This is a genomic window from Pseudomonas sp. 9Ag (genome assembly GCF_902506445.1).
GTDB lineage: Bacteria > Pseudomonadota > Gammaproteobacteria > Pseudomonadales > Pseudomonadaceae > Stutzerimonas > Stutzerimonas stutzeri_AB.
This window is the reverse complement of sequence record NZ_LR733836.1, coordinates 3,285,939-3,305,187: the sequence shown is the minus strand read 5'-3', so window position 1 is coordinate 3,305,187 and position 19,249 is coordinate 3,285,939. Positions and strand designations below refer to the sequence as shown.

General features: G+C 58.5%; 19 protein-coding genes. 12 read left to right on the top strand and 7 right to left on the bottom strand.

Translation table 11 applies throughout. From position 1 onward, the window contains the following. Window positions 1-21: 21 nt before the first annotated feature. Window positions 22-399 carry a histone-like nucleoid-structuring protein MvaT gene (gene mvaT, locus ALTERO38_RS14975; RefSeq protein WP_102835680.1) on the bottom strand — a complete coding sequence of 126 codons (378 nt, stop codon included), beginning with the start codon at window positions 397-399 and terminating at the stop codon, window positions 22-24. 461 nt (window positions 400-860) lie between these two features. On the opposite strand from mvaT, the gene purU reads away from it, so the two are divergent. Genes purU through ALTERO38_RS14960 form a run of 3 tightly spaced genes read left to right on the top strand, consistent with a single transcriptional unit; the run spans window position 861 to window position 3,474 of the window. Continuing rightward, window positions 861-1,712, top strand: a complete 852-nt coding sequence (purU, locus tag ALTERO38_RS14970; protein WP_159968862.1) for a formyltetrahydrofolate deformylase — start codon at window positions 861-863, stop codon at window positions 1,710-1,712. A gap of 27 nt (window positions 1,713-1,739) precedes the next feature. Next, window positions 1,740-1,964: a hypothetical protein gene (locus ALTERO38_RS14965; RefSeq protein ID WP_159968861.1), complete on the top strand. Its 225-nt coding sequence runs from the start codon at window positions 1,740-1,742 to the stop codon at window positions 1,962-1,964. 43 nt (window positions 1,965-2,007) lie between these two features. Then, complete coding sequence (locus tag ALTERO38_RS14960) at window positions 2,008-3,474, top strand: helicase HerA-like domain-containing protein (RefSeq protein ID WP_159968860.1); 1,467 nt, start codon at window positions 2,008-2,010, stop codon at window positions 3,472-3,474. A gap of 70 nt (window positions 3,475-3,544) precedes the next feature. Here the strand turns inward: ALTERO38_RS14960 and ALTERO38_RS14955 are convergent, their stop codons facing one another. The 3 genes from ALTERO38_RS14955 to yaaA all read right to left on the bottom strand — a co-directional run bounded on the left by ALTERO38_RS14955 (window position 3,545) and on the right by yaaA (window position 7,065). Next, the gene (locus ALTERO38_RS14955; RefSeq protein WP_102835684.1) at window positions 3,545-3,754 is read right to left on the bottom strand and encodes a hypothetical protein; all 210 of its coding nucleotides are present in this window, start codon (window positions 3,752-3,754) and stop codon (window positions 3,545-3,547) included. Between the two features lie 380 nt (window positions 3,755-4,134). Next, a complete protein-coding gene (locus tag ALTERO38_RS14950) occupies window positions 4,135-5,580 on the bottom strand; it encodes a mannose-1-phosphate guanylyltransferase/mannose-6-phosphate isomerase (protein WP_102835685.1) in 1,446 nt (481 codons plus the stop codon). A 708-nt stretch (window positions 5,581-6,288) separates the two neighbouring features. Beyond that, entirely contained in the window at window positions 6,289-7,065 is a 777-nt protein-coding gene (yaaA, locus tag ALTERO38_RS14945; protein ID WP_159968859.1) for a peroxide stress protein YaaA, read from the bottom strand. A 133-nt stretch (window positions 7,066-7,198) separates the two neighbouring features. Between yaaA and dmeF the strand changes: the two genes are divergently transcribed. From dmeF to moaE, 5 genes are all read left to right on the top strand, one after another. Next, window positions 7,199-8,176, top strand: coding sequence for a CDF family Co(II)/Ni(II) efflux transporter DmeF (dmeF, locus tag ALTERO38_RS14940; RefSeq protein ID WP_159968858.1), 978 nt, complete (start codon window positions 7,199-7,201; stop codon window positions 8,174-8,176). Between the two features lie 257 nt (window positions 8,177-8,433). Beyond that, complete coding sequence (locus ALTERO38_RS14935) at window positions 8,434-9,822, top strand: PhoH family protein (protein ID WP_102835688.1); 1,389 nt, start codon at window positions 8,434-8,436, stop codon at window positions 9,820-9,822. A gap of 125 nt (window positions 9,823-9,947) precedes the next feature. After that, complete coding sequence (gene moaC, locus ALTERO38_RS14930) at window positions 9,948-10,418, top strand: cyclic pyranopterin monophosphate synthase MoaC (RefSeq protein ID WP_159968857.1); 471 nt, start codon at window positions 9,948-9,950, stop codon at window positions 10,416-10,418. Beyond that, the gene (locus ALTERO38_RS14925; protein ID WP_148926685.1) at window positions 10,415-10,663 is read left to right on the top strand and encodes a MoaD/ThiS family protein; all 249 of its coding nucleotides are present in this window, start codon (window positions 10,415-10,417) and stop codon (window positions 10,661-10,663) included. Before moaC ends, ALTERO38_RS14925 begins: the two co-directional genes overlap by 4 nt. Before the next feature lie 2 nt (window positions 10,664-10,665). Beyond that, complete coding sequence (moaE, locus tag ALTERO38_RS14920; RefSeq protein ID WP_102835691.1) at window positions 10,666-11,130, top strand: molybdopterin synthase catalytic subunit MoaE; 465 nt, start codon at window positions 10,666-10,668, stop codon at window positions 11,128-11,130. A 168-nt stretch (window positions 11,131-11,298) separates the two neighbouring features. Here the strand turns inward: moaE and rhlB are convergent, their stop codons facing one another. From rhlB to ALTERO38_RS14905, 3 genes are all read right to left on the bottom strand, one after another. Further along, window positions 11,299-12,717 (bottom strand): ATP-dependent RNA helicase RhlB, encoded by a 1,419-nt coding sequence (gene rhlB, locus ALTERO38_RS14915; RefSeq protein WP_159968856.1) that lies wholly within the window; start codon window positions 12,715-12,717, stop codon window positions 11,299-11,301. A gap of 95 nt (window positions 12,718-12,812) precedes the next feature. Further along, window positions 12,813-13,748: a GGDEF domain-containing protein gene (locus ALTERO38_RS14910; protein ID WP_159968855.1), complete on the bottom strand. Its 936-nt coding sequence runs from the start codon at window positions 13,746-13,748 to the stop codon at window positions 12,813-12,815. 217 nt (window positions 13,749-13,965) lie between these two features. Further along, a complete protein-coding gene (locus ALTERO38_RS14905) occupies window positions 13,966-14,622 on the bottom strand; it encodes an alpha/beta hydrolase (protein ID WP_159968854.1) in 657 nt (218 codons plus the stop codon). 343 nt (window positions 14,623-14,965) lie between these two features. Here ALTERO38_RS14905 and ALTERO38_RS14900 point away from each other — a divergent pair, with 343 nt between their 5' ends. From ALTERO38_RS14900 to ALTERO38_RS14885, 4 genes are all read left to right on the top strand, one after another. Next, window positions 14,966-15,994 carry an amino acid ABC transporter substrate-binding protein gene (locus tag ALTERO38_RS14900; RefSeq protein ID WP_148926680.1) on the top strand — a complete coding sequence of 343 codons (1,029 nt, stop codon included), beginning with the start codon at window positions 14,966-14,968 and terminating at the stop codon, window positions 15,992-15,994. Window positions 15,995-16,082: 88 nt separating this feature from the next. Next, the gene (locus ALTERO38_RS14895; RefSeq protein ID WP_159968853.1) at window positions 16,083-17,267 is read left to right on the top strand and encodes an amino acid ABC transporter permease; all 1,185 of its coding nucleotides are present in this window, start codon (window positions 16,083-16,085) and stop codon (window positions 17,265-17,267) included. Between the two features lie 10 nt (window positions 17,268-17,277). Further along, complete coding sequence (locus ALTERO38_RS14890; RefSeq protein ID WP_159968852.1) at window positions 17,278-18,375, top strand: amino acid ABC transporter permease; 1,098 nt, start codon at window positions 17,278-17,280, stop codon at window positions 18,373-18,375. 11 nt (window positions 18,376-18,386) lie between these two features. After that, window positions 18,387-19,163, top strand: a complete 777-nt coding sequence (locus ALTERO38_RS14885) for an amino acid ABC transporter ATP-binding protein (RefSeq protein WP_159968851.1) — start codon at window positions 18,387-18,389, stop codon at window positions 19,161-19,163. The last annotated feature ends 86 nt before the right edge of the window (window positions 19,164-19,249 follow it).

The window sequence follows — 19,249 nt, the reverse complement described above, 5'->3', positions numbered from 1 at the left end:
CTTTGGGGTGCGGCGTAAAACTTAGCCCAACAGAGTGGCCCAGCTTTCAACCTCGTCGGAACCCCATTGTGCTTTCCACTCTTTCAGCGTCTTGTGATTGCCGCCTTTGGTTTCAATCACTTCACCGTTGTGAGGGTTCTTGTACTGCTTGACGCGACGGGCGCGTTTGGTTGCAGCGGGGGTTTTGGATGCGCGTTGCGTCTTGTTGCTGCGGGCATCGGGATCGAGCAGAGCGATAATGTCGCGAAGGGACTTCTGATATTCGCCCATCAGCTCGCGCAGTTTGCCTTCAAACTCGAGTTCCTTTTTCAGCTTGTCATCTTCGGACAAGGATTTCAGGCGCTCCTGTAGTTCCTTGATAGCTTCTTCAGTAGCGCGGTATTCGTTGATCAGCGACATGTCACTTCCTTGGTATAGGTTTGAACGCAAGTGACAGCAATCATAGACAGCTGCTGCAGACAAGTAAATGTTGCTCTGAACAAAGTTTACTCAGTTTGTTTCATTGTGGTGCGTTAGGCGCGCTGAGGTGCAGTTAAACGTAGCCAGGGTGAACTACTGCACATAACGAAGCATGCGACGGACCACGTCAGGCTTATTTATGCCGTCCCGGTATTTGAATACGCAGTTCCGCAACCCGTTGCGGTGTGCGTTTCCTTTGCTCGTTGGCGCCTTTCCAGCAACTTGAACCCAGGAAATGTTAAGGCTTCAATCATGGTTTTTTACAAATCAGCTGATTCGCACCCTGCGGCGTGTGTCGACAGTAGAGGCGTGCCATGCTCCGGCTTGAATAATTTGGTGGTGCTTTTCTTCGCTGCGCTAGAATGCCGGGTCTTTATGAGTAAGCCGGAGTTAACTTAAGAATGCGCACTTTCAGGCTGGTTATCGCCTGTCCCGACGGCGTCGGCATTGTGGCCAAGGTCGGTAATTTCCTAGCGACCTACAACGGCTGGATCACCGAGGCCAATCACCACTCTGATCATCAGAGTGGCTGGTTCTTCATGCGGCATGAGATTCGGGCCGACTCGCTGCCTTTTGATCTCGATGGCTTTCGCCAGGCGTTTGCGCCAATAGCGCGCGAGTTTTCCATGGAATGGCGCATCACCGACTCTGCCCAGCGCAAGCGAGTCGTGCTGATGGCCAGCCGCGAGTCGCACTGCCTCGCCGACCTGCTGCATCGTTGGCACAGTGGGGAACTGGACTGTGACATTCCTTGCGTGATCTCTAATCACGACGATCTGCGCAGTATGGTCGAATGGCATGGCATTCCGTATTTCCATGTCCCCGTGCAGCCGGGGCGCAAGGAAGAAGCTTTCGCCGAGGTGTCGCGCCTGGTACGCGAGCAGCACGCTGACGCCATCGTGTTAGCGCGCTACATGCAAATTCTGCCGGCTGAGCTTTGCGAGGAATATGCGCAACGGGTGATCAATATCCATCACAGCTTTCTGCCGTCGTTCGTCGGTGCAAAACCTTACCACCAGGCCTCGCTGCGAGGGGTCAAACTCATAGGTGCGACTTGCCACTATGTGACTGAAGAGCTTGATGCCGGGCCGATCATCGAGCAGGACGTAGTGCGCGTCAGCCATAGAGACAGCATCGAGGACATGGTTCGGCTGGGCAAGGACGTGGAAAAGATGGTGCTGTCCCGTGGTTTGCGCTATCACCTAGAAGAGCGGGTGCTGGTGCATAGCAACAAGACGCTGGTATTCAACTGATCCATCGTTATTGGCGCGGGAGGCGAGATGAGCGACCCACTGGACAAGGCTGGCGCGAAAGCGCTGCCGATCATCGGTAGCGGTTGTACTCAACGCTACGATCCGGACCGGCTGGGCCCCGACCTGGGCACCGATTTCCCAGGTGCCGAAGCGCTCTGGGAGCGGCATGTGGAGGCGCTCGATGCCTCTGTTGTCGATGGCGATTGCAACGTTGTGGTCGGCGCTGAAACCAGCGGCTCGAAGGCCGGCTGATTGACGTTGCCGGATACTCCATTGTTCTATTCGAGGCCTGCGGATGAAACAGACAAACTGCCTGGTACTGGGTGCTGACGCGACGGGCGAGCCGAACTCCCACCCGCTGCATCTGGCCAACCGACACGGTTTGATCGCCGGCGCTACAGGCACCGGCAAGACCGTAACCTTGCAGCGCCTCGCTGAGCAATTCAGCGAGGCTGGCGTCGCGGTTTTCGCAGCCGATATCAAAGGTGACTTGTGTGGCCTGGGCGCGGCTGGCGAGCCGCAAGGAAAGATCGCCGAGCGGATCGCCAGCATGCTTTGGCTCGACCATCGACCCCAGGCCTATCCGGTGATTTTGTGGGACGTGCACGGTGTGAGCGGTCATCCGCTGAGGACCACGCTGACAGAGATGGGCCCCTTGCTGTTGGGCAATCTGCTGGAGCTGAGCGACAGCCAGCAGGCAGCACTCTATGCCGCATTCAAGGTCGCTGATCGTGAAGCGCTGCTGTTGCTCGACCTGAAAGACCTCAAGGCCTTGCTTGCGCATCTGAAAAAACACCCTGAGGTGCTCGGTGACGATGCGGCCTTGCTAACCAGCGCATCGTCCCAGGCGCTGTTACGGCGACTGGCAACGCTGGAGCAGCAAGGTGCCGAGGCGCTGTTTGGTGAGCCGGCTCTGGCGCTTGAGGACATTCTGCAGCCTGCAAGCGACGGGCGTGGACGGATCCACCTGCTTGACGCCAGCCAGCTCGTCCATCAGGCCCCCAAAGTCTATGCGACCTTTCTGCTGTGGCTGTTGGCTGAGCTGTTCGAACAGCTTCCCGAGCGCGGTGACGCTGATCGACCACTTCTCGCGCTGTTCTTCGACGAAGCGCATCTGCTGTTCAGCGGCACCCCGAAAGCATTGCAGGACAGGTTGCTGCAAGTAGTCAGGCTGATTCGCTCGAAGGGCGTTGGCGTCTATTTCGTAACCCAAAGCCCCACAGACCTGCCGGATGATGTGCTGGCTCAGTTGGGCCTGCGCATACAGCACGGACTCAGGGCCTACACGGTCAAGGAGCAGAAAGCGCTGCGTGCGGTGGCGGACGGTTTCCGCGCCAACCCAGCGTTTTCATCGCTGGACACTTTGTCCAGTCTGGGAACCGGCGAAGCGCTGGTCGGTGGCCTCGAGGATAGAGGCATGCCGTCGATGGTACAGCGTGTTGCGGTCGCGCCGCCTCAGTCGCGGGTCGGGCCGCTGACCGAGCGCGAGAGACACGACCTGATCGCCAGCTCACCCCTGAGAGGACGTTACGACAGACCGGTCGATCGTGAATCTGCTTACGAAATATTGCTCGAACGGGCAAAGCAGGCTTCCGAGGACCAGCCACAAGCGAAGAGCGATGTGTCAAAAAATGGTGTTGCCGATGCGCTAGGTGAAGCGGCCGGACAGGTCTTCAAGAGCGCAATGCGCCAGGCTGCAACACAGTTAGGTCGGCAGTTGGCACGAGGGCTTCTGGGCTCTTTATTGGGCGGTAAGCGCTGAGCAAAAAATCGGCTACAGCTGCTTAGTTTCTGACTGCTGTGCTTGCGGTGCGCATTCACGGTGCCGCAGTTCACTTTGCCTCTGAGGCTTGCTCTGACAACTCTTTCTCGATCTTCTGCAACTCGGCCTTGAATACTTGATCATGGACGGTCGGCTTTTTACGCCATGGCTTTCGTTCTGGATCAGGCTGCGCGGCATAGGTCGTGATTTCCCCACCGTAGACAGCCTGGAAACGGTTGGCTTGCTTCTCCAGTTCGGCGCGTAGTTCTTCTTTTGTCACGTCTTGTATGGCCTCTTTATTAAAGTTTATTTTCAGCGCGGCGCGCTAAGGGGCGCGAGCTTCTGGGCTCGAAATGAGGCCCGGCTCGAATTGGGTGCGTATGCGATAGGAGAGACAGTACTGCAAGCGGCCTGGGCTAAACAAGTGTGACGTTAAAACTGCATTCAGCCCGGTAGTTAAGTGCGATGTAGGTCTTATGAACTCTGTCTGCGTGAGTCATGGGAAAAGGAAAGCCCCAGCTTGGGCTGTAACGACAATATTTGTGAGGCAGGCTCTGACCAGCGCAAACAAGCGGGTTCAGCAGTATCTAGCCGCCGTTGAAAATCCATTAATAAAAAACCGCGCCTGATTCGGCGCGGTTTTTTTGCCACATCTGATCTTTAGCGAGCCGACTGGCTGGCCAGGTCATTTGGCGCGCGGCCATATACGTCATCCAGACGCTCGATGTCATCCTCGCCTAGATAACTGCCCGACTGGACTTCAATAATTTCCAGTGGAATCTTGCCCGGATTCGCAAGTCGGTGAATGGAGGTCACCGGAATGTAGGTCGACTGATTCTCGGTGAGCAGGAAGGTCTTGTCGTTGCAGGTGACCTGCGCAGTGCCGGAGACGACGATCCAATGCTCGGCACGATGATGGTGCATCTGCAATGACAGCTGTGCGCCTGGGTTGACGCAGATCCGCTTGACCTGGAAGCGACCGCCCATATCGACCGAGTCGTACCATCCCCAAGGGCGGTAGACCGCACAGTGGTTCTGCGTTTCAGAGCGCTTCATGGCGTCGAGCTTGTTCACCAGCTTCTTGACGTCCTGGACCTTGTCCTTATGGGCGATCATCGTGGCGTCCTTGGTCTCGACTACTACGATGTTGTCCAGGCCAACCACGGTTACCAGCTTGCCGTTACCGTGCACGAGGCAGTTGCGGCTGTCTTCGACAATCACGTCGCCGCGGGTCACGTTACCGTTTTCGTCTTTTTCCAGAACATCCCAAAGCGATGACCAGGAACCCACATCGCTCCAGCCTGCCGACATCGGAACGACACATGCCAGTTCGGTTTTTTCCATCACGGCATAGTCGATCGAGTTGTCGGGGCAGCAGGCAAAGGTGGCCGGGTCGATCAGCAGCTCTTCACCATTCTTGATGCTGCGCTCCAGCGCTACCCAGCAGGTGTCGTAGATGTCCGGGTCGTGCTTCTTCAGCTCGTCAAGGAATACGCTGGCGCGGAACAGGAACATGCCGCTGTTCCAGTAGTAGTCGCCGGAATCGACATATTCCTGAGCGCGAATCTCGTCCGGCTTCTCGACGAACTGTGTGACGCGGTTGACGCCTTCAGGCAGGCCGTTGCGTCCCTGATGATCGCACTTGATGTAGCCGTAGCCGGTCTCCGGGCTGGTGGCCGGAATGCCGAACAGTACCATCCCGCCGTTTTCGGCTGCATTGGTGGCCAGGGCGAGGGAGCGCTGGAAGGCTTTGTGGTCTTCGATGACGTGGTCGGCCGGCAGCACCAGCAGCAGCTCGTCACGTTCATCGGCAAGCAACTTCATCGCGGCAATGGCAATCGCCGGCGCGGTATTACGGCCGAAGGGTTCGAGCATGAGGCCTTGGGTTTGAAGCTTTCGTGCGGCCAGCTGCTCTTTAACGATGAACCGGTGCTCCTTGTTGCAGACCAGCAGCGGCGCTTGCATGCCTTCAAAGGCCAGGCGCTCAATGGTTTGCTGAAACAGCGTTTGCTCGGCCGTCAGCGCGAGGAACTGCTTGGGAAAGGCCTTGCGCGAAAGAGGCCAGAGTCGGGAACCGCTGCCGCCTGAGAGGATGACCGGAATCATGTTGTTTCTCCTGAATCGTTGAGAAGGGGAAGTTCTTCTTGTCCATGTGGGCGGCCAGATGTCTGTGCTCGCCATGCGCTTCTTGGTCGGGCCTTCAGGTGCCGCGTGCCATCAAGTTCCGTTTTCCAACAGGAAAACTGCTTTCGGGGCGAACTGCGTGCTCCGAGCCTGAATGTGGGGGGTGCTGTCTGATAGTCGATGGGCGCCGCACTTGCTAAAGCAGAGCGGATAGCGGATTCGAAGCGGGCGCCTGCAAGGCTTTCATCAATCTTGAAAAGGCCGGGAGCCGTGCTGCTCTGCTGTGGGCCAGCTGCCCGAAATTGGCGCGCTTGACAGTCTCGCTTAAGCACTGACACCGCGCCGATCCAGCCCGTCTGTCGTCTGTCGGACATGCCGGACGTCACTAAAAGTGTGTCCTGGCTGACAGGCCGAATGCATTGTTTTGAATTCCACTGCACGTTCATGTGCGACGTCCCTTTCCGTCTGGAAATGCCGGTACGCGCTTATGATTGCAGGTGCCTTCGGATAGTTCCCCGTACGCCTGCCGTCGATCGGGGAGTTTTTGACGGGCATCGAAAAAGCGACAGTCCGCTGGCGCAGGAGGCCTTTATCCTCGGCAGGTTCCAGGTCCGTGGTGCACCAGCGGCAGTGTTTTTATGCGGGAGATGTGACTCCCCCAGCGTTAAGAACGAGGGGGTGGCGCTGCTTTCAGTCCTGAGCGTCTCGTAAAAAGACCAAGTGGTCAGGGGTCGAGCTGTCAGGGCAATAACGATAGCCGTCGTAATCAAAGTCTTTCAGCTGCTCAGGATCCTGGACGCGTTCCTTGATGACGAAGCGGCTCATCAGGCCCCGGGCTTTCTTAGCGTAGAAGCTGATGATCTTGTATTGGCCGTTCTTCATATCCTTGAAGTCAACGTCGATCACCCGGGCGTTCAGCGCTTTGCGTTTCACGGCACTGAAGTACTCTTTTGATGCCAGGTTGAGCAATACGTCGTCACCCTGCGCCGCCAGCGCTTCGTTGAGCCACTCGCTTATCCGTTCGCCCCAGAAAGCGTAAAGATCCTTGCCGCGTGGATTGGCCAGCTTTGTGCCCATTTCCAGACGATAGGGCTGCATCAGATCCAGTGGTCGCAGCACGCCATAGAGCCCGGACAGCATACGCAGGTGGTCTTGGGCGAAATCGAGATCTTCTTCAGTGAGCTCATTGGCGTCCAGCCCGGTGTAGACGTCGCCCTTGAACGCAAGCAGCGCCTGCTTGGCATTACCCGGGGTAAAGTCTGAATCCCAGCTGCCATAGCGAGCGACGTTAAGCGCTGCGAGCTTATCGGAGAGGTGCATCAGTTCGCCGATTTGCTGAGGTGACATATCGCGCAGTTGATTGATCAGCGCCTGCGCGTGATCCAAATGTTCGGGCTGGGTGAAACGTTGGGTTGTCGGTGGGGTGTCGTAGTCCAGAGTCTTGGCTGGGGAAATCACCATCAGCATGCAACGGGCTCCTTTAATGTGAGCGGATTCTAGGCGTTATACCCATCGCCGCTCCAGCTATGGCCTCGATTAGGTGTTGACCTTGACCCGGGCTAAGGGGGCACGCTTCTCTGTAGCTAACGAAGGAGGAAACATGACCGACTGCAACCACGCGCACTGGCAGCCCTCCCACGATTACCGACCTCTGGAGCAGGGTGCGGAAAAACAGACCTGGGCGGTGGTGCTGTTAACCGGCCTGACGATGGTCGCAGAGATCATTGCCGGCTACTGGTTCAATTCGATGGCATTGCTGGCAGACGGTTGGCATATGGCGTCACACATGGTGGCTATCGGCATGGCGGCAACTGCCTACTGGCTGGCTCGACGCTACGTGCACGATCGGCGTTTTGCCTTCGGTACCTGGAAGATCGAGGTGCTGGCAGGTTTTGCCAGCGCTGTCTTGCTGGTCATGGTGGCATTGCTGATGATCGGTGAGTCGCTAATGCGTTTCTGGTCACCGGCCCTGATCGGTTTTGACGAGGCGCTATGGGTCGCGGTGATCGGTTTGTTGGTGAATATGCTGTCCGCCTGGTTGCTGCGTGACCAGCACCACCATCATGGCCACGATCACGATCACGATCACGATCACGATGACGATCACGACCATTCAAGCGGGCCGGGCAAGGACCTGAACCGTCATGCAGCTTTTATCCATGTCTTGACTGATGGCCTGACCTCCGTTGCGGCAATCGTTGCCTTGCTGGGGGGCAAGTACTTCGGCTGGGGTTGGCTGGATCCCCTGATGGGGATTATCGGTGCGATCGTGATTCTGATCTGGGCCAAAGGCTTACTGCGTGAAACGACGAAGGCTTTGCTTGACCGGGAAATGGACGACCCGCTGGTGCGTCGAGTGCGGGAACAGTTGGAGCAAATGCCGGATACCGATGTGACCGACTTGCACCTGTGGCGCGTCGGGCGAGCGCAATACAGTTGTATCATCAGCATCGTTACTCACCAGCCTTACTCGGCCGATTGCTACAAAGCGCAACTGGCCGGGTTTCCAGAGCTGGTTCATGTGACAGCGGAGGTGAACCGGTGCGGCGAAAACGCACAGGTTGATCAGCGAGACTAGTCCTCGAACGGGCTTGCGCCAAGCGCTATCCGTCGTTTCGTTAAAAAAACGTCATCAGTTCGAAAAAGACTTTTTCCTGTCATCTTTTTTGCGGTATTACCTGATGTAAGACCGCCGAAACCTGCACTCACAGGTGGCGGCCTCTGGGTGGCCCCAAGCCCCTGCTACCCAAGTCCGCTCATCTTGCGCACGGTGGTTCTTTCTACGGCGGAGTGCTTTGGCCCTCCGTCGAACCGGCTCCGAAAAGGTGATCGCGTATGGATGACTACGGCAGACCCCGCGCAACTCAGCCCACCCTTTACGTTCTCGATACCAACGTTCTGATTCACGACCCCAACGCGCTATTGAATTTTCAGGAGCATCAGGTCGCCATTCCGATGACCGTGCTCGAAGAGCTGGACCAGCTCAAGACCGGCAAGCACACCGTGGCTGCCGAATGCCGACAGGCGATCCGCCTGATCGACAAGGTGTTGGGTGATGCCACCCCTGAAGAAGTGGAACTCGGCGTGCCCATCCAGCGTGAGAAAAGCGGCCCGTGCGGCAGCCTGTCGATCCTGATGAGCAAGGTCGCCGACTCTAGTGGACTGCCAGAGGATCTCAACGACAACAAGATCATCAATCAGGTCGTCGACCTGCAGCGGCGCAGTGCGGGCGTTCCTGTGGTCTTGGTCACCAATGACATCAACATGCGTCTGAAGGCGCGGGCCTGTGGCGTTGCCTCGGAGGACTATCACACCGACAAGCTGGTCGACGATGTCGGGCAGCTGTCACGCGGCTATCACAGCCTCAGCGGGTCGTTCTGGGACAGAGTCAGTAAGGTCGATACCCACCAGGGGCATGGCCGCACATGGCACCGGGTACAACTGATAGATAACCTGCCTGCCGTGCACGTCAATGAATTCATTCTCGATGAGCAAGGCTTCGTTGGCTGGATCAAGGGCATCAAGGCTGACGAGCTGCTACTGCTCGACATGCACCAGGAACCGTTGCTTCATCAGGAAGCCTGGGGCCTGAAGCCACGTGACATCCACCAGGCACTGGCGCTCTTCGCACTGCTTGATCCGGATATTCATCTGGTCAATCTGTCGGGCGCCGCCGGGTCGGGCAAGACGATTCTGGCCTTGGCTGCGGCCATCGAGCAGACGGTGGTGAGCAAGCGCTACCGCCGTATCATCGCGACGCGCAGCGTGCAGGGGCTGGATGAAGACATCGGCTTTCTGCCGGGCACCGAGGCGGAAAAGATGGAGCCCTGGCTGGGTGCGATCACCGATAACCTCGAAGCGCTGCATATGGACGACGAAAGCACCCATGGCAGTGTCGACTACATCCTGCAAAAGGTGCCGTTGCAGTTCAAATCGCTCAACTACATTCGCGGACGCAGCTTCCAGCAGAGCCTGATCCTGATCGATGAATGCCAGAACCTTACCCCGCACCAGATGAAGACCATCATTACCCGCGCCGGTAGCGGGTCGAAGGTGGTCTGCCTCGGTAACCTGGCTCAGATCGATACGCCTTACCTGTCTGCAACCAGCTCGGGTCTCACTTATCTCACCGAACGCTTCAAGGATTTCCCGCACGGCATGCACATCACCTTGCAGGGCGTTCCCCGTTCGGTCCTGGCCGAGTACGCCGAGGCCCATATGTAAGAGAGCCGCTGGAGGCTGGAGCCAAGGCTTCATGCAAAGGCTGACCTGGAACGAAACGAGCCTCCAGCTTCCAGCTTCCAGCTGCGCTAAACTGCGGGACCCCCACAGTTTTAGCAGGATGAAAAATGCTCACCCATCTCGATTCCCAAGGGCGGGCCAACATGGTCGACGTAACCGCCAAGGCCGTCACGGCGCGCGAGGCGGTGGCGGAGGCCAGGGTCCGCATGCTTCCCGAAACCCTGCAGATGATCCAGCAAGGCGGACATCCCAAGGGCGACGTCTTCGCGGTTGCCCGAATCGCGGGCATTCAGGCGGCGAAAAAGACCCATGACCTGATCCCGCTTTGTCACCCGCTATTGCTGACCAGCATCAAGCTCGATCTACAGCCGAACGGCAACGACTGCGTGCGCATCGAAGCGCGTTGCAAGCTGGCGGGCCAGACAGGTGTGGAAATGGAGGCGCTGACCGCCGCAAGTGTCGCTGCCCTAACGATCTATGACATGTGCAAGGCAGTCGATAAAGGCATGGTCATCGAGGGGGTTCGACTGCTGGAAAAACTTGGCGGCAAGAGTGGCCACTGGCAGGTGCCGGTATGATCCAGGTTCAGTTTTTCGCACGCTACCGTGAGGCCCTTGGCCGCGATTCGGAGCAGTTGGATTGGGACGCCTCCTGGCAAGTCGTTGACCACCTTCGCTTGCAACTGCTGGCACGGGGCGGCGAGTGGACGGTGTTAGGCGAGCAGAACCTGATGTGCGCGCGCAATCAGGAGCTATGCAGCCTTGACGAACCATTGGCTGATGGCGATGAAGTGGCGTTCTTTCCCACCGTGACGGGAGGCTGACCATGGGTGTACGAGTCCAGCAGGATCCATTCGATCCAGGCGCCGAGCTCAATGCCTTGCATGCGGCCAATCTCGGTATCGGTGCGGTAACCGGTTTCGTCGGCTACGTGCGCGATTTCAATGACGGTCGCGACGTCGCGGGTATGTTCCTCGAGCATGCCCCGGGGATGACAGAGAAGGCGCTGCAGAAAATTGTCGACGAGGCCACTGAACGCTGGCCGCTGCTGACGCTGGAGATCCTGCATCGGGTAGGCCGGCTGGAACCGGGTGAGGCGATCGTTTTTGTCGGTGCGGCTAGCGCCCATCGAGAGGCGGCCTTTGATGGGTGTCGATTCGTCATGGATTACCTGAAGACCCGTGCGCCTTTCTGGAAAAAGGAAGACACCCCGGAGGGATCGCGCTGGGTCGAAGGTCGCTGCAGCGATCAGGCTGCGGCCGATCGCTGGCAGCAGGGGCAGGGCAGCTAGCCGAGCGCGATCTGCAATTAGCAGAGCAGCGCGGCGATAGCATGGAAACCATGCCCGTCCTAGGCAGCGCGGCTCCCAGCGTTACTCGCGGAAATCAAAGCCTGAATGCAGCGGCGAAACATAAAAAAAGGCGAAGCCGTTACGGCTTCGCCTTTTCCATTTTAGCCGTTAGCGCTTGGGTGGGACGGCTGCCAGCAGCTCGGCCGGCGGCATCTCGCAACTGATTTTTCGACCCAGCAACGCCTCGATGGCCGGCAGGGCAAAGGAATCATCTTCGCCGGCAAAGCTGATCGAGGTACCGCTGGCCCCCGCCCGACCTGTCCTGCCGATGCGATGCACATAGTCGTCAGGAACTTCAGGCAGGGTGAAATTGATCACGTGGCTTATGCCGTCGACATGGATGCCGCGGCCTGCCACATCAGTGGCCACCATGACGCGGATCTTGCCTTCGCGAAAGCCTTCCAAGGCGCGGATACGCTTGTGCTGCGGGACGTCGCCTGACATCTGTACGGCGCTGATACCGTCGCGGGTCAAACGCTCTTCAATGCGGCGCACCTCGTCCTTGCGGTTGGCAAACACCATTACTCGGGTCCAGTCGTTCTGGGTGATCAGGTTGTACAGCAGCTTGTACTTGTCGCTGCCTGCCACCGCGTAGACATGCTGCTCGACCGTGTCGCTGGCGACATTGACCGCTTCGATCTCGACGATTGCCGGATCCGTGGTCCATTGTTTGGCCAGATTCATTACGTCTTCGGTGAACGTGGCCGAGAACAATAGCGTCTGGCGTTCGCTCTTCGGCGGCGTCTGGCGAATAATCTGGCGGACCTGCGGGATGAAACCCATGTCCAGCATGCGATCCGCTTCGTCGAGGACCAGCACCTCAACCATATCCAGGTGCACTTCGCCGCGCTGGTTGAAGTCCAGCAGGCGTCCTGGCGTCGCCACCAGAATGTCGCAATAGCGGGATTCGAGCGCCTTGAGCTGCTTGTCGAAATCCATACCGCCAACAAAGCTCATGACGTTCAACCCGGTGTACTTAGTCAGGTTCAGTGCGTCATTCGCTATTTGAACAACCAGCTCCCGAGTCGGCGCGATGATCAACGCGCGTGGCTCGCCCATGTAACGATCAGCCGGTGGTGGAGTTTGTAGCAGTTGTGTGATGGTCGAGATAAGAAACGCGGCGGTCTTGCCGGTGCCGGTCTGGGCCCGGCCGATGGCATCACGGCCCTTGAGCGTAAACCCGAGGACCTGTGCCTGGATGGGCGTGCAATAAGGAAAGCCGAGGTCGTGGATGGCGTGCATCAGCTCGGGTGCGAGCTTGAAATCGTGAAATCGGGTCTTGCCTTCGGCTGGTTCGACGGTGAAGTCTTCCGGCTTCCAGGCTGGCGCGGGTGGAGCGGTCGGCTTGCTTGCCCGTTCGCGGCGTGGCTTGCTGCTCGCCTTTGGGGCCTCATCCTGTTGCGTTTTGGCCTTTTCGGCGTGCGCCGGACCGCTAACGCGCTGGTGTGTTGAGGTGCTGCTTTCAATTTCGGTGGCTGCAGACTCATCCGAGCCTTTGCCAAACATCTTCTTGAGTGCTTTGAGCACGGTCTTCTCGTCTGTGTCTTGTAAGGTTTGCCCGGCAGTGTAATGCAAGAAGCAGATACGGCGAAGGGTGCCCCGGGATGGTCCGCCGCGCACTGTCACGCGCAAACTCGATTTCGGCCCTGTTCCTTGGCCCGGTAAAGAGCTCGATCAGCCACGTTGATGAGGCTGTCCAGGTCGTCGTTCAATCGCATCGGCGCTACCCCGATCGAAATGGTCACTCCCGGCAATAAGCCGATCGGCGAATGAAACGAGTTGATCTCCGCAAGACTGCGGCGCAATCGCTCTGCTGCGTTTTGTGCATCTCCAAAGGTCATCTCGGGCAGCAGCACTACGAACTCTTCACCGCCATAGCGCACCAGACTGTCGGCCGGGCGCAGGAGTTTGCCGAGCGTATTGACTACCAGGCACAGCGCATGATCGCCAGCCAGGTGGCCATGTCTGTCGTTGTACTCCTTGAAGCGGTCGACATCGAGCATGAGTAACGACAGCGGCTGGCCACCAAGTGCGCAACGGGCACTTTCGCGCCCATAAATATGCTCAAGCCAGCGGCGGTTGAACGAGCCGGTCAGCTTGTCGATGTTAGCGTTCTGCTCGCTGTTGATGATCAGCCGGTCGCTCAGGCGCACGCGCTGGCAAAGCAGTTCGGCCAGGTTCTGCATCAATTGTGGCGAGCGGGTCAGCAACTGCATCGAGCGTCGATGCACGCGCAGCAAGACCGTATCCTCCAGCGCGAGGACGTAAGCCGAAGGTGGCAGATCGTCCATGAAGCTGATTTCGCCTGCGCATTCGCCTGGACCAATCAGTCGAACAGGGCTGCCTTCGAGCGAATCCAGATGAACCGCCAGCTCGCCTCCGAGCACCAGATAGAGGTAGTGGTTATGTTCGTGCGGCGATAACAGAACCTCGCCAGGCGCGGCCGTGCAGGGCTCGAAGACTTCCTGCAGCAGGCGCAGACAGGGCTCGTCCACCCGGTCTAGTAGCCGCGCCTCTTTAAGGTGCTGCATTTCCACCCGCCAATTGGCTGGGTTCATGGCTGCACCATCTGCTCGGGTGACATCCTCGTCATGGCTCTCGCACGCGTCCCTTTAGGGCTGGCTGGGTCGGCTTCTTCTGGCCGCAATGCTCGCTACAACGGCAGGCGCATCGAGTCTTGCTCTACCCATGCCAAGCGTAGCCGTATTCGCTTACCGGGACAGGCGCGCAGCGTCACATTTTTTCTTTGCAGTCGGTCAACTATCGCTGAGGACATCAATCCAACCGAGCGGCCAGCCATTCGCCGATATCGCGGATTTCCTCGGGTACCACCTCATGGGCCATCGGGTAATCCTTCCATTGTGCCTGCACCTGATTTTGTATCAGGCAGTCATAGGCGGCGCGCCCCATCGCCGGCAGCACAACACCATCTCGGGTGCCGTGTAGCGCCAGTACCGGGAGCATGGCCTGCAAGGGCGACAGCTTCAGGTCGGGATTGAAGGTCGGTGCGTAGGTGGAGAGGGCAATGACGCCGCCCAGCGGGCTGGACCAGCGCAGGAAGGCCGTGTGGTAGACCACAGCGCCGCCTTGGGAAAAACCGGCCAGAAAAATACGTGCGGGATCGACCCCGCTGTCGCGCTGTGCCTCGATCAGGTCGATCACGCTCTGCGCGGACTGTTCCAGTTGTGCCTGGTCGATGGCGCGAGCTGGGCTCATTGCGACGATGTCGTACCAGCTCGGCATGGCCCAGCCACCGTTGATGGTGACTGCGCGAGTCGGGGCCTGGGGCAGCACGAAGCGGGTCGTCGTCAAGCGCTGTTGCAGGGCTTCGGCAACCGGCAGGAAGTCGTAGCGGTCGGCGCCGAGACCATGCAACCAGATGACGCAAGCGTCGGCGGTTGTTGCGGGCTCGATGATCAGGGGGTCACTCATGATGGGCTCCGTTCGGATGATGCGCGCCAGGATGGTGCGGGCGCAGAGAAAAATGCAGCAATCTGCAGCGAGGTTACCTGTAGCGAGCCTTGCAATGAAGCGCGCAGCCGCGCGCGACGGCGTTTCAGGTTCTGGTACGCCGCTTGCTTTGGTCGAGACACCCAATGCGCCGGAAGTCGTCGGCACTTCTGCAACCATGCGTGTAGGGAAGAGTTGCTGATAATCAAACGGCGGCTAGACTGAGGTCAGTTTCTTCTTCGTCCCCTCGAAAGGTATCGAGCGGCAGCCTGCGATCCAGGCGGAAGACTCTAACCACAAGAATAAAAGCAAACTGGAGGTTTCGATGATAAGGGTTAAATCCACACTGGCCGTGCTTGGTGCCGCGACACTTTTGGGCGCAAGCGGCTTGGCTCAAGCAGGGGCGACTCTGGACGCGGTGAAGAGCAAAGGCTTCGTGCAATGCGGCGTGAGCGACGGGCTACCGGGCTTCTCCTATACCGATGCCAAGGGCGAGTACAAGGGAATCGACGTGGATATCTGCCGTGCCGTTGCGGCCGCAGTTTTTGGCGATGCGAGCAAGGTCAAGTACAGCCCGCTGACCGCCAAGGAGCGTTTCACCGCGCTGCAGTCCGGTGAAGTCGACATGCTGTCGCGTAACACCACCTGGACCAGTTCACGCGATGCAGCAATGGGCCTGAACTTCACCGGCGTGACCTACTACGACGGGCAGGGCTTTCTCGTCAACAAGGCAGTTGGTGTCTCCAGCGCCAAGGAGCTCGATGGCGCGACGGTCTGCATCCAGGCCGGCACTACCACAGAGCTGAATCTCTCTGACTATTTCCGCGCCAACAACCTGAAATACACCCCGATCACCTACGACACCTCTGACGAGAGCGCCAAGTCGCTGGAGTCAGGGCGTTGCGACGTGCTCACCTCTGACCAGTCTCAGCTCTACGCCCAGCGCATCAAGCTGGCGAAGCCGGGCGACTATGTAGTGCTTCCAGAAGTCATTTCCAAAGAGCCGCTTGGCCCGGCCGTGCGTCAGGGCGATGAAGAGTGGTTCGACATCGTTCGTTGGGCTCTGTACGGCATGATCAATGCCGAAGAGCTGGGGATCACTTCGGCGAACGTCGAAGAGAAGGCTAAGAACACCAAGAATCCTGACGTGGCGCGTCTGCTGGGCGCCGAAGGTGAATATGGTAAGGATCTGAAACTGCCTAAGGACTGGGCAGTACAGATCGTCAAGCAAGTTGGTAACTACGGTGAAGTGTTCGAGCGCAACATCGGTTCCGGTAGCGATCTGAAGATCGAACGCGGCCTGAACGCGCTTTGGACCAATGGAGGTCTGCAGTACGCACCTCCGGTGCGTTGACCGAGCCGGGCCGGCGCGCAGCCGGCCTTGTTTCAAGGATGAGCGCTGCCGGTGCCAGGGCACCGGCAGCGCCGTATGAGGTTTCTTGATGCGAACCATTGCCAAAGCGGGGGCCGCGCGCGGCTCGCTGCTCACGGATCCGCAGGCGCGTGGCTGGGTGTTCCAGATCATCGCCGTAATAACCGTAGTAGGGATTGGCTGGTTTTTGTTTCACAACACCCAGACCAATCTTGCCCACCGAGGCATCACGTCAGGCTTCGGTTTTCTCGATAACGCTGCCGGCTTCGGCATCTCCCAACATCTGATTGACTACAGCGAGAGCGACTCTTACGGTCGGGTCTTCTGGGTCGGCCTGCTCAATACGCTGCTGGTAAGCATCGTCGGCATCATCCTGGCGACCGTCATCGGTTTCATTCTCGGTGTAGCCCGGCTGTCTCCCAATTGGTTGATCCGCAAGATCGCCACCGTTTATATCGAGACGTTTCGCAACATCCCCCCGTTGCTACAGATTTTCTTTGTCTACTTTGCGGTGCTCAGCCCGCTGCCCGGGCCCAGGGAAAGCTTGAGTCTTTGGGACGTGGTGTTCATCAACAACCGAGGTGTGCAGATGCCAGCCCCGAGCGCCGGAGAGGGGTTCTGGTCGTTCTGGGTAGCCATGTTTGTGGCACTGGTCGCAATCGTGATGCTCAATCGCTGGGCACGCGCTCGGCGTCACGCCACCGGTCAGACATTTCCAGTGTTCTCCGCCAGCCTGGCGCTGTTTATCGCAATTCCAGGGCTTTGCTCGCTGATCATGGGCGCGCCCTTTCTGTGGGAAGTGCCGGAGCTGCAGCGTTTCAACATTCGCGGTGGCTGGGTGGTGATTCCGGAACTGGTGTCGATTGTGCTGGCGTTGTCGATCTATACCGCCGCCTTTATCGGTGAAACGGTGCGCGCAGGCATCCAGTCAGTGAGCCACGGTCAGACCGAGGCGGCGGCTTCGTTGGGCCTTCGTCCGGGTCGTGTTTTGCGGTTGGTGATCATTCCCCAAGCCATGCGGGTGATCATTCCTCCGCTGACCAGCCAATACCTCAACCTCGCCAAAAACTCCTCTCTCGCCGCTGCGATCGGCTATCCGGACATGGTTTCGCTGTTTGCCGGCACGGTGCTCAACCAGACCGGCCAGGCGATCGAAACCATGGCCATCACCATGAGTGTGTACCTCGCCATCAGCATCAGCATTTCGCTGCTGATGAACTGGTACAACAAGCGCATTGCGCTAATCGAGCGGTGAGGATCAGCGCATGACAAGCCATACTTTCAAACCGGACCTGCCGGCTCCGTCCACCAATATTGGTGTGCTGGGCTGGATGCGGGCCAATCTGTTTTCTAGCTGGGTCAATACGCTGCTGACCTTGATCGGCCTCTATCTGATCTGGCTAATAGTGCCTCCCCTCATCGACTGGGCCATCATCAAGGCCGACTGGACCGGTGACACACGTGACGACTGCAGTCGTGAGGGGGCGTGCTGGGTGTTCGTGCAGACACGTTTCAGCCAATTCATGTACGGTTTTTACCCGCCGGAGCTGCGCTGGCGTGTGGATGCCACTGCCTGGCTCGCCATCATCGGTGCCGCGCCGCTGTTCCTGAAGCAGATGCGGCATAAAGCAAGCTACGGTATCGCCTTTCTGGTGATTTACCCGCTGGTTGCCTACTGGTTGCTGCATGGCGGTTTTCTGGGGCTGGAAACAGTACCCACGAGCCGCTGGGGTGGGCTGATGCTGACCATCGTCATCGCGGCCGTGGGTATCGCCGGGGCACTGCCACTCGGAATCCTGCTGGCGCTGGGACGGCGTTCCGACATGCCGGCTATCCGCGTGCTGTGCATCACTTTCATCGAGTTCTGGCGCGGTGTCCCGCTAATCACCGTGCTGTTCATGTCCTCGGTGATGCTGCCGTTGTTCCTGCCGGAGGGCATGAACCTCGACAAGCTGATGCGCGCCATGGTGATGGTGGTTTTCTTTGAGGCGGCTTACATCGCCGAAGTCGTGCGCGGAGGCTTGCAGGCGATCCCCAAAGGGCAATACGAGGCGGCCGCAGCGATGGGCTTGGGCTACTGGCGCAGCATGATTCTGGTCATCCTGCCGCAGGCGCTGAAGATGGTCATTCCGGGCATCGTCAACACCTTCATCGCACTGTTCAAGGACACGAGCCTGGTGATCATCATCGGCCTGTTCGACTTCCTCAACAGCATCAAACGCGCCACCTCGGACCCTGCCTGGCTGGGCATGTCGACCGAGGGGTATGTGTTTGCAGCGCTGGTCTACTGGGTTTTCTGTTTTGGCATGTCGCGCTATTCCATGCATCTGGAACGCAAGCTCGACACAGGTCACCGGAATTAGGAGCGTTACACATGAATGAAACATCTTTGAATAGCCAGCAGCCCGAGCAGTCTGGTGAATCCGTGATCCAGATGCAGGGCGTGCACAAGTGGTTCGGTCAGTTTCACGTGCTCAAGGACATCAATCTGAACGTCACCCAGGGCGAACGTATCGTCCTTTGTGGTCCGTCCGGTTCGGGCAAGTCCACTACCATTCGCTGCCTCAACCGGCTGGAAGAGCATCAGCAGGGTCGTATCGTCATCAATGGCGTTGAGCTGACCAATGACCTCAAGCAGATCGAAGCGATTCGCAGCGAGGTCGGCATGGTGTTCCAGCACTTCAACCTGTTCCCCCATCTCACGGTGCTGCAGAACTGCACTCTGGCTCCAATGTGGGTACGCAAGATGCCCCGGCGCCAGGCTGAGGAGGTCGCCATGCATTACCTCGAGCGGGTACGTATCCCGGAGCAGGCCGACAAGTTTCCAGGGCAGCTGTCTGGCGGTCAGCAGCAGCGGGTCGCGATTGCGCGGGCGCTGTGCATGAAGCCAAAGATCATGCTGTTCGACGAGCCCACCTCGGCACTGGACCCGGAGATGGTGAAGGAGGTGCTCGATACCATGGTCGGCCTCGCCGAAAGTGGTATGACGATGCTTTGCGTGACCCATGAGATGGGCTTCGCGCGCACCGTCGCTGATCGGGTGATCTTCATGGACAAGGGCGAGATCGTCGAGGAGGCCGACCCAGAGACCTTCTTCACCAACCCCAGCAACGAACGGACCAAGCTGTTCCTCAGTCAGATTCTGCATTGACTGGTCGCTGCATCGGGCTGAACGTTCAGTTCTGACTGAATGTTCAGCTTCTGTCTCCGAGCTTAATTCGACGGCGTCCCCTTAGC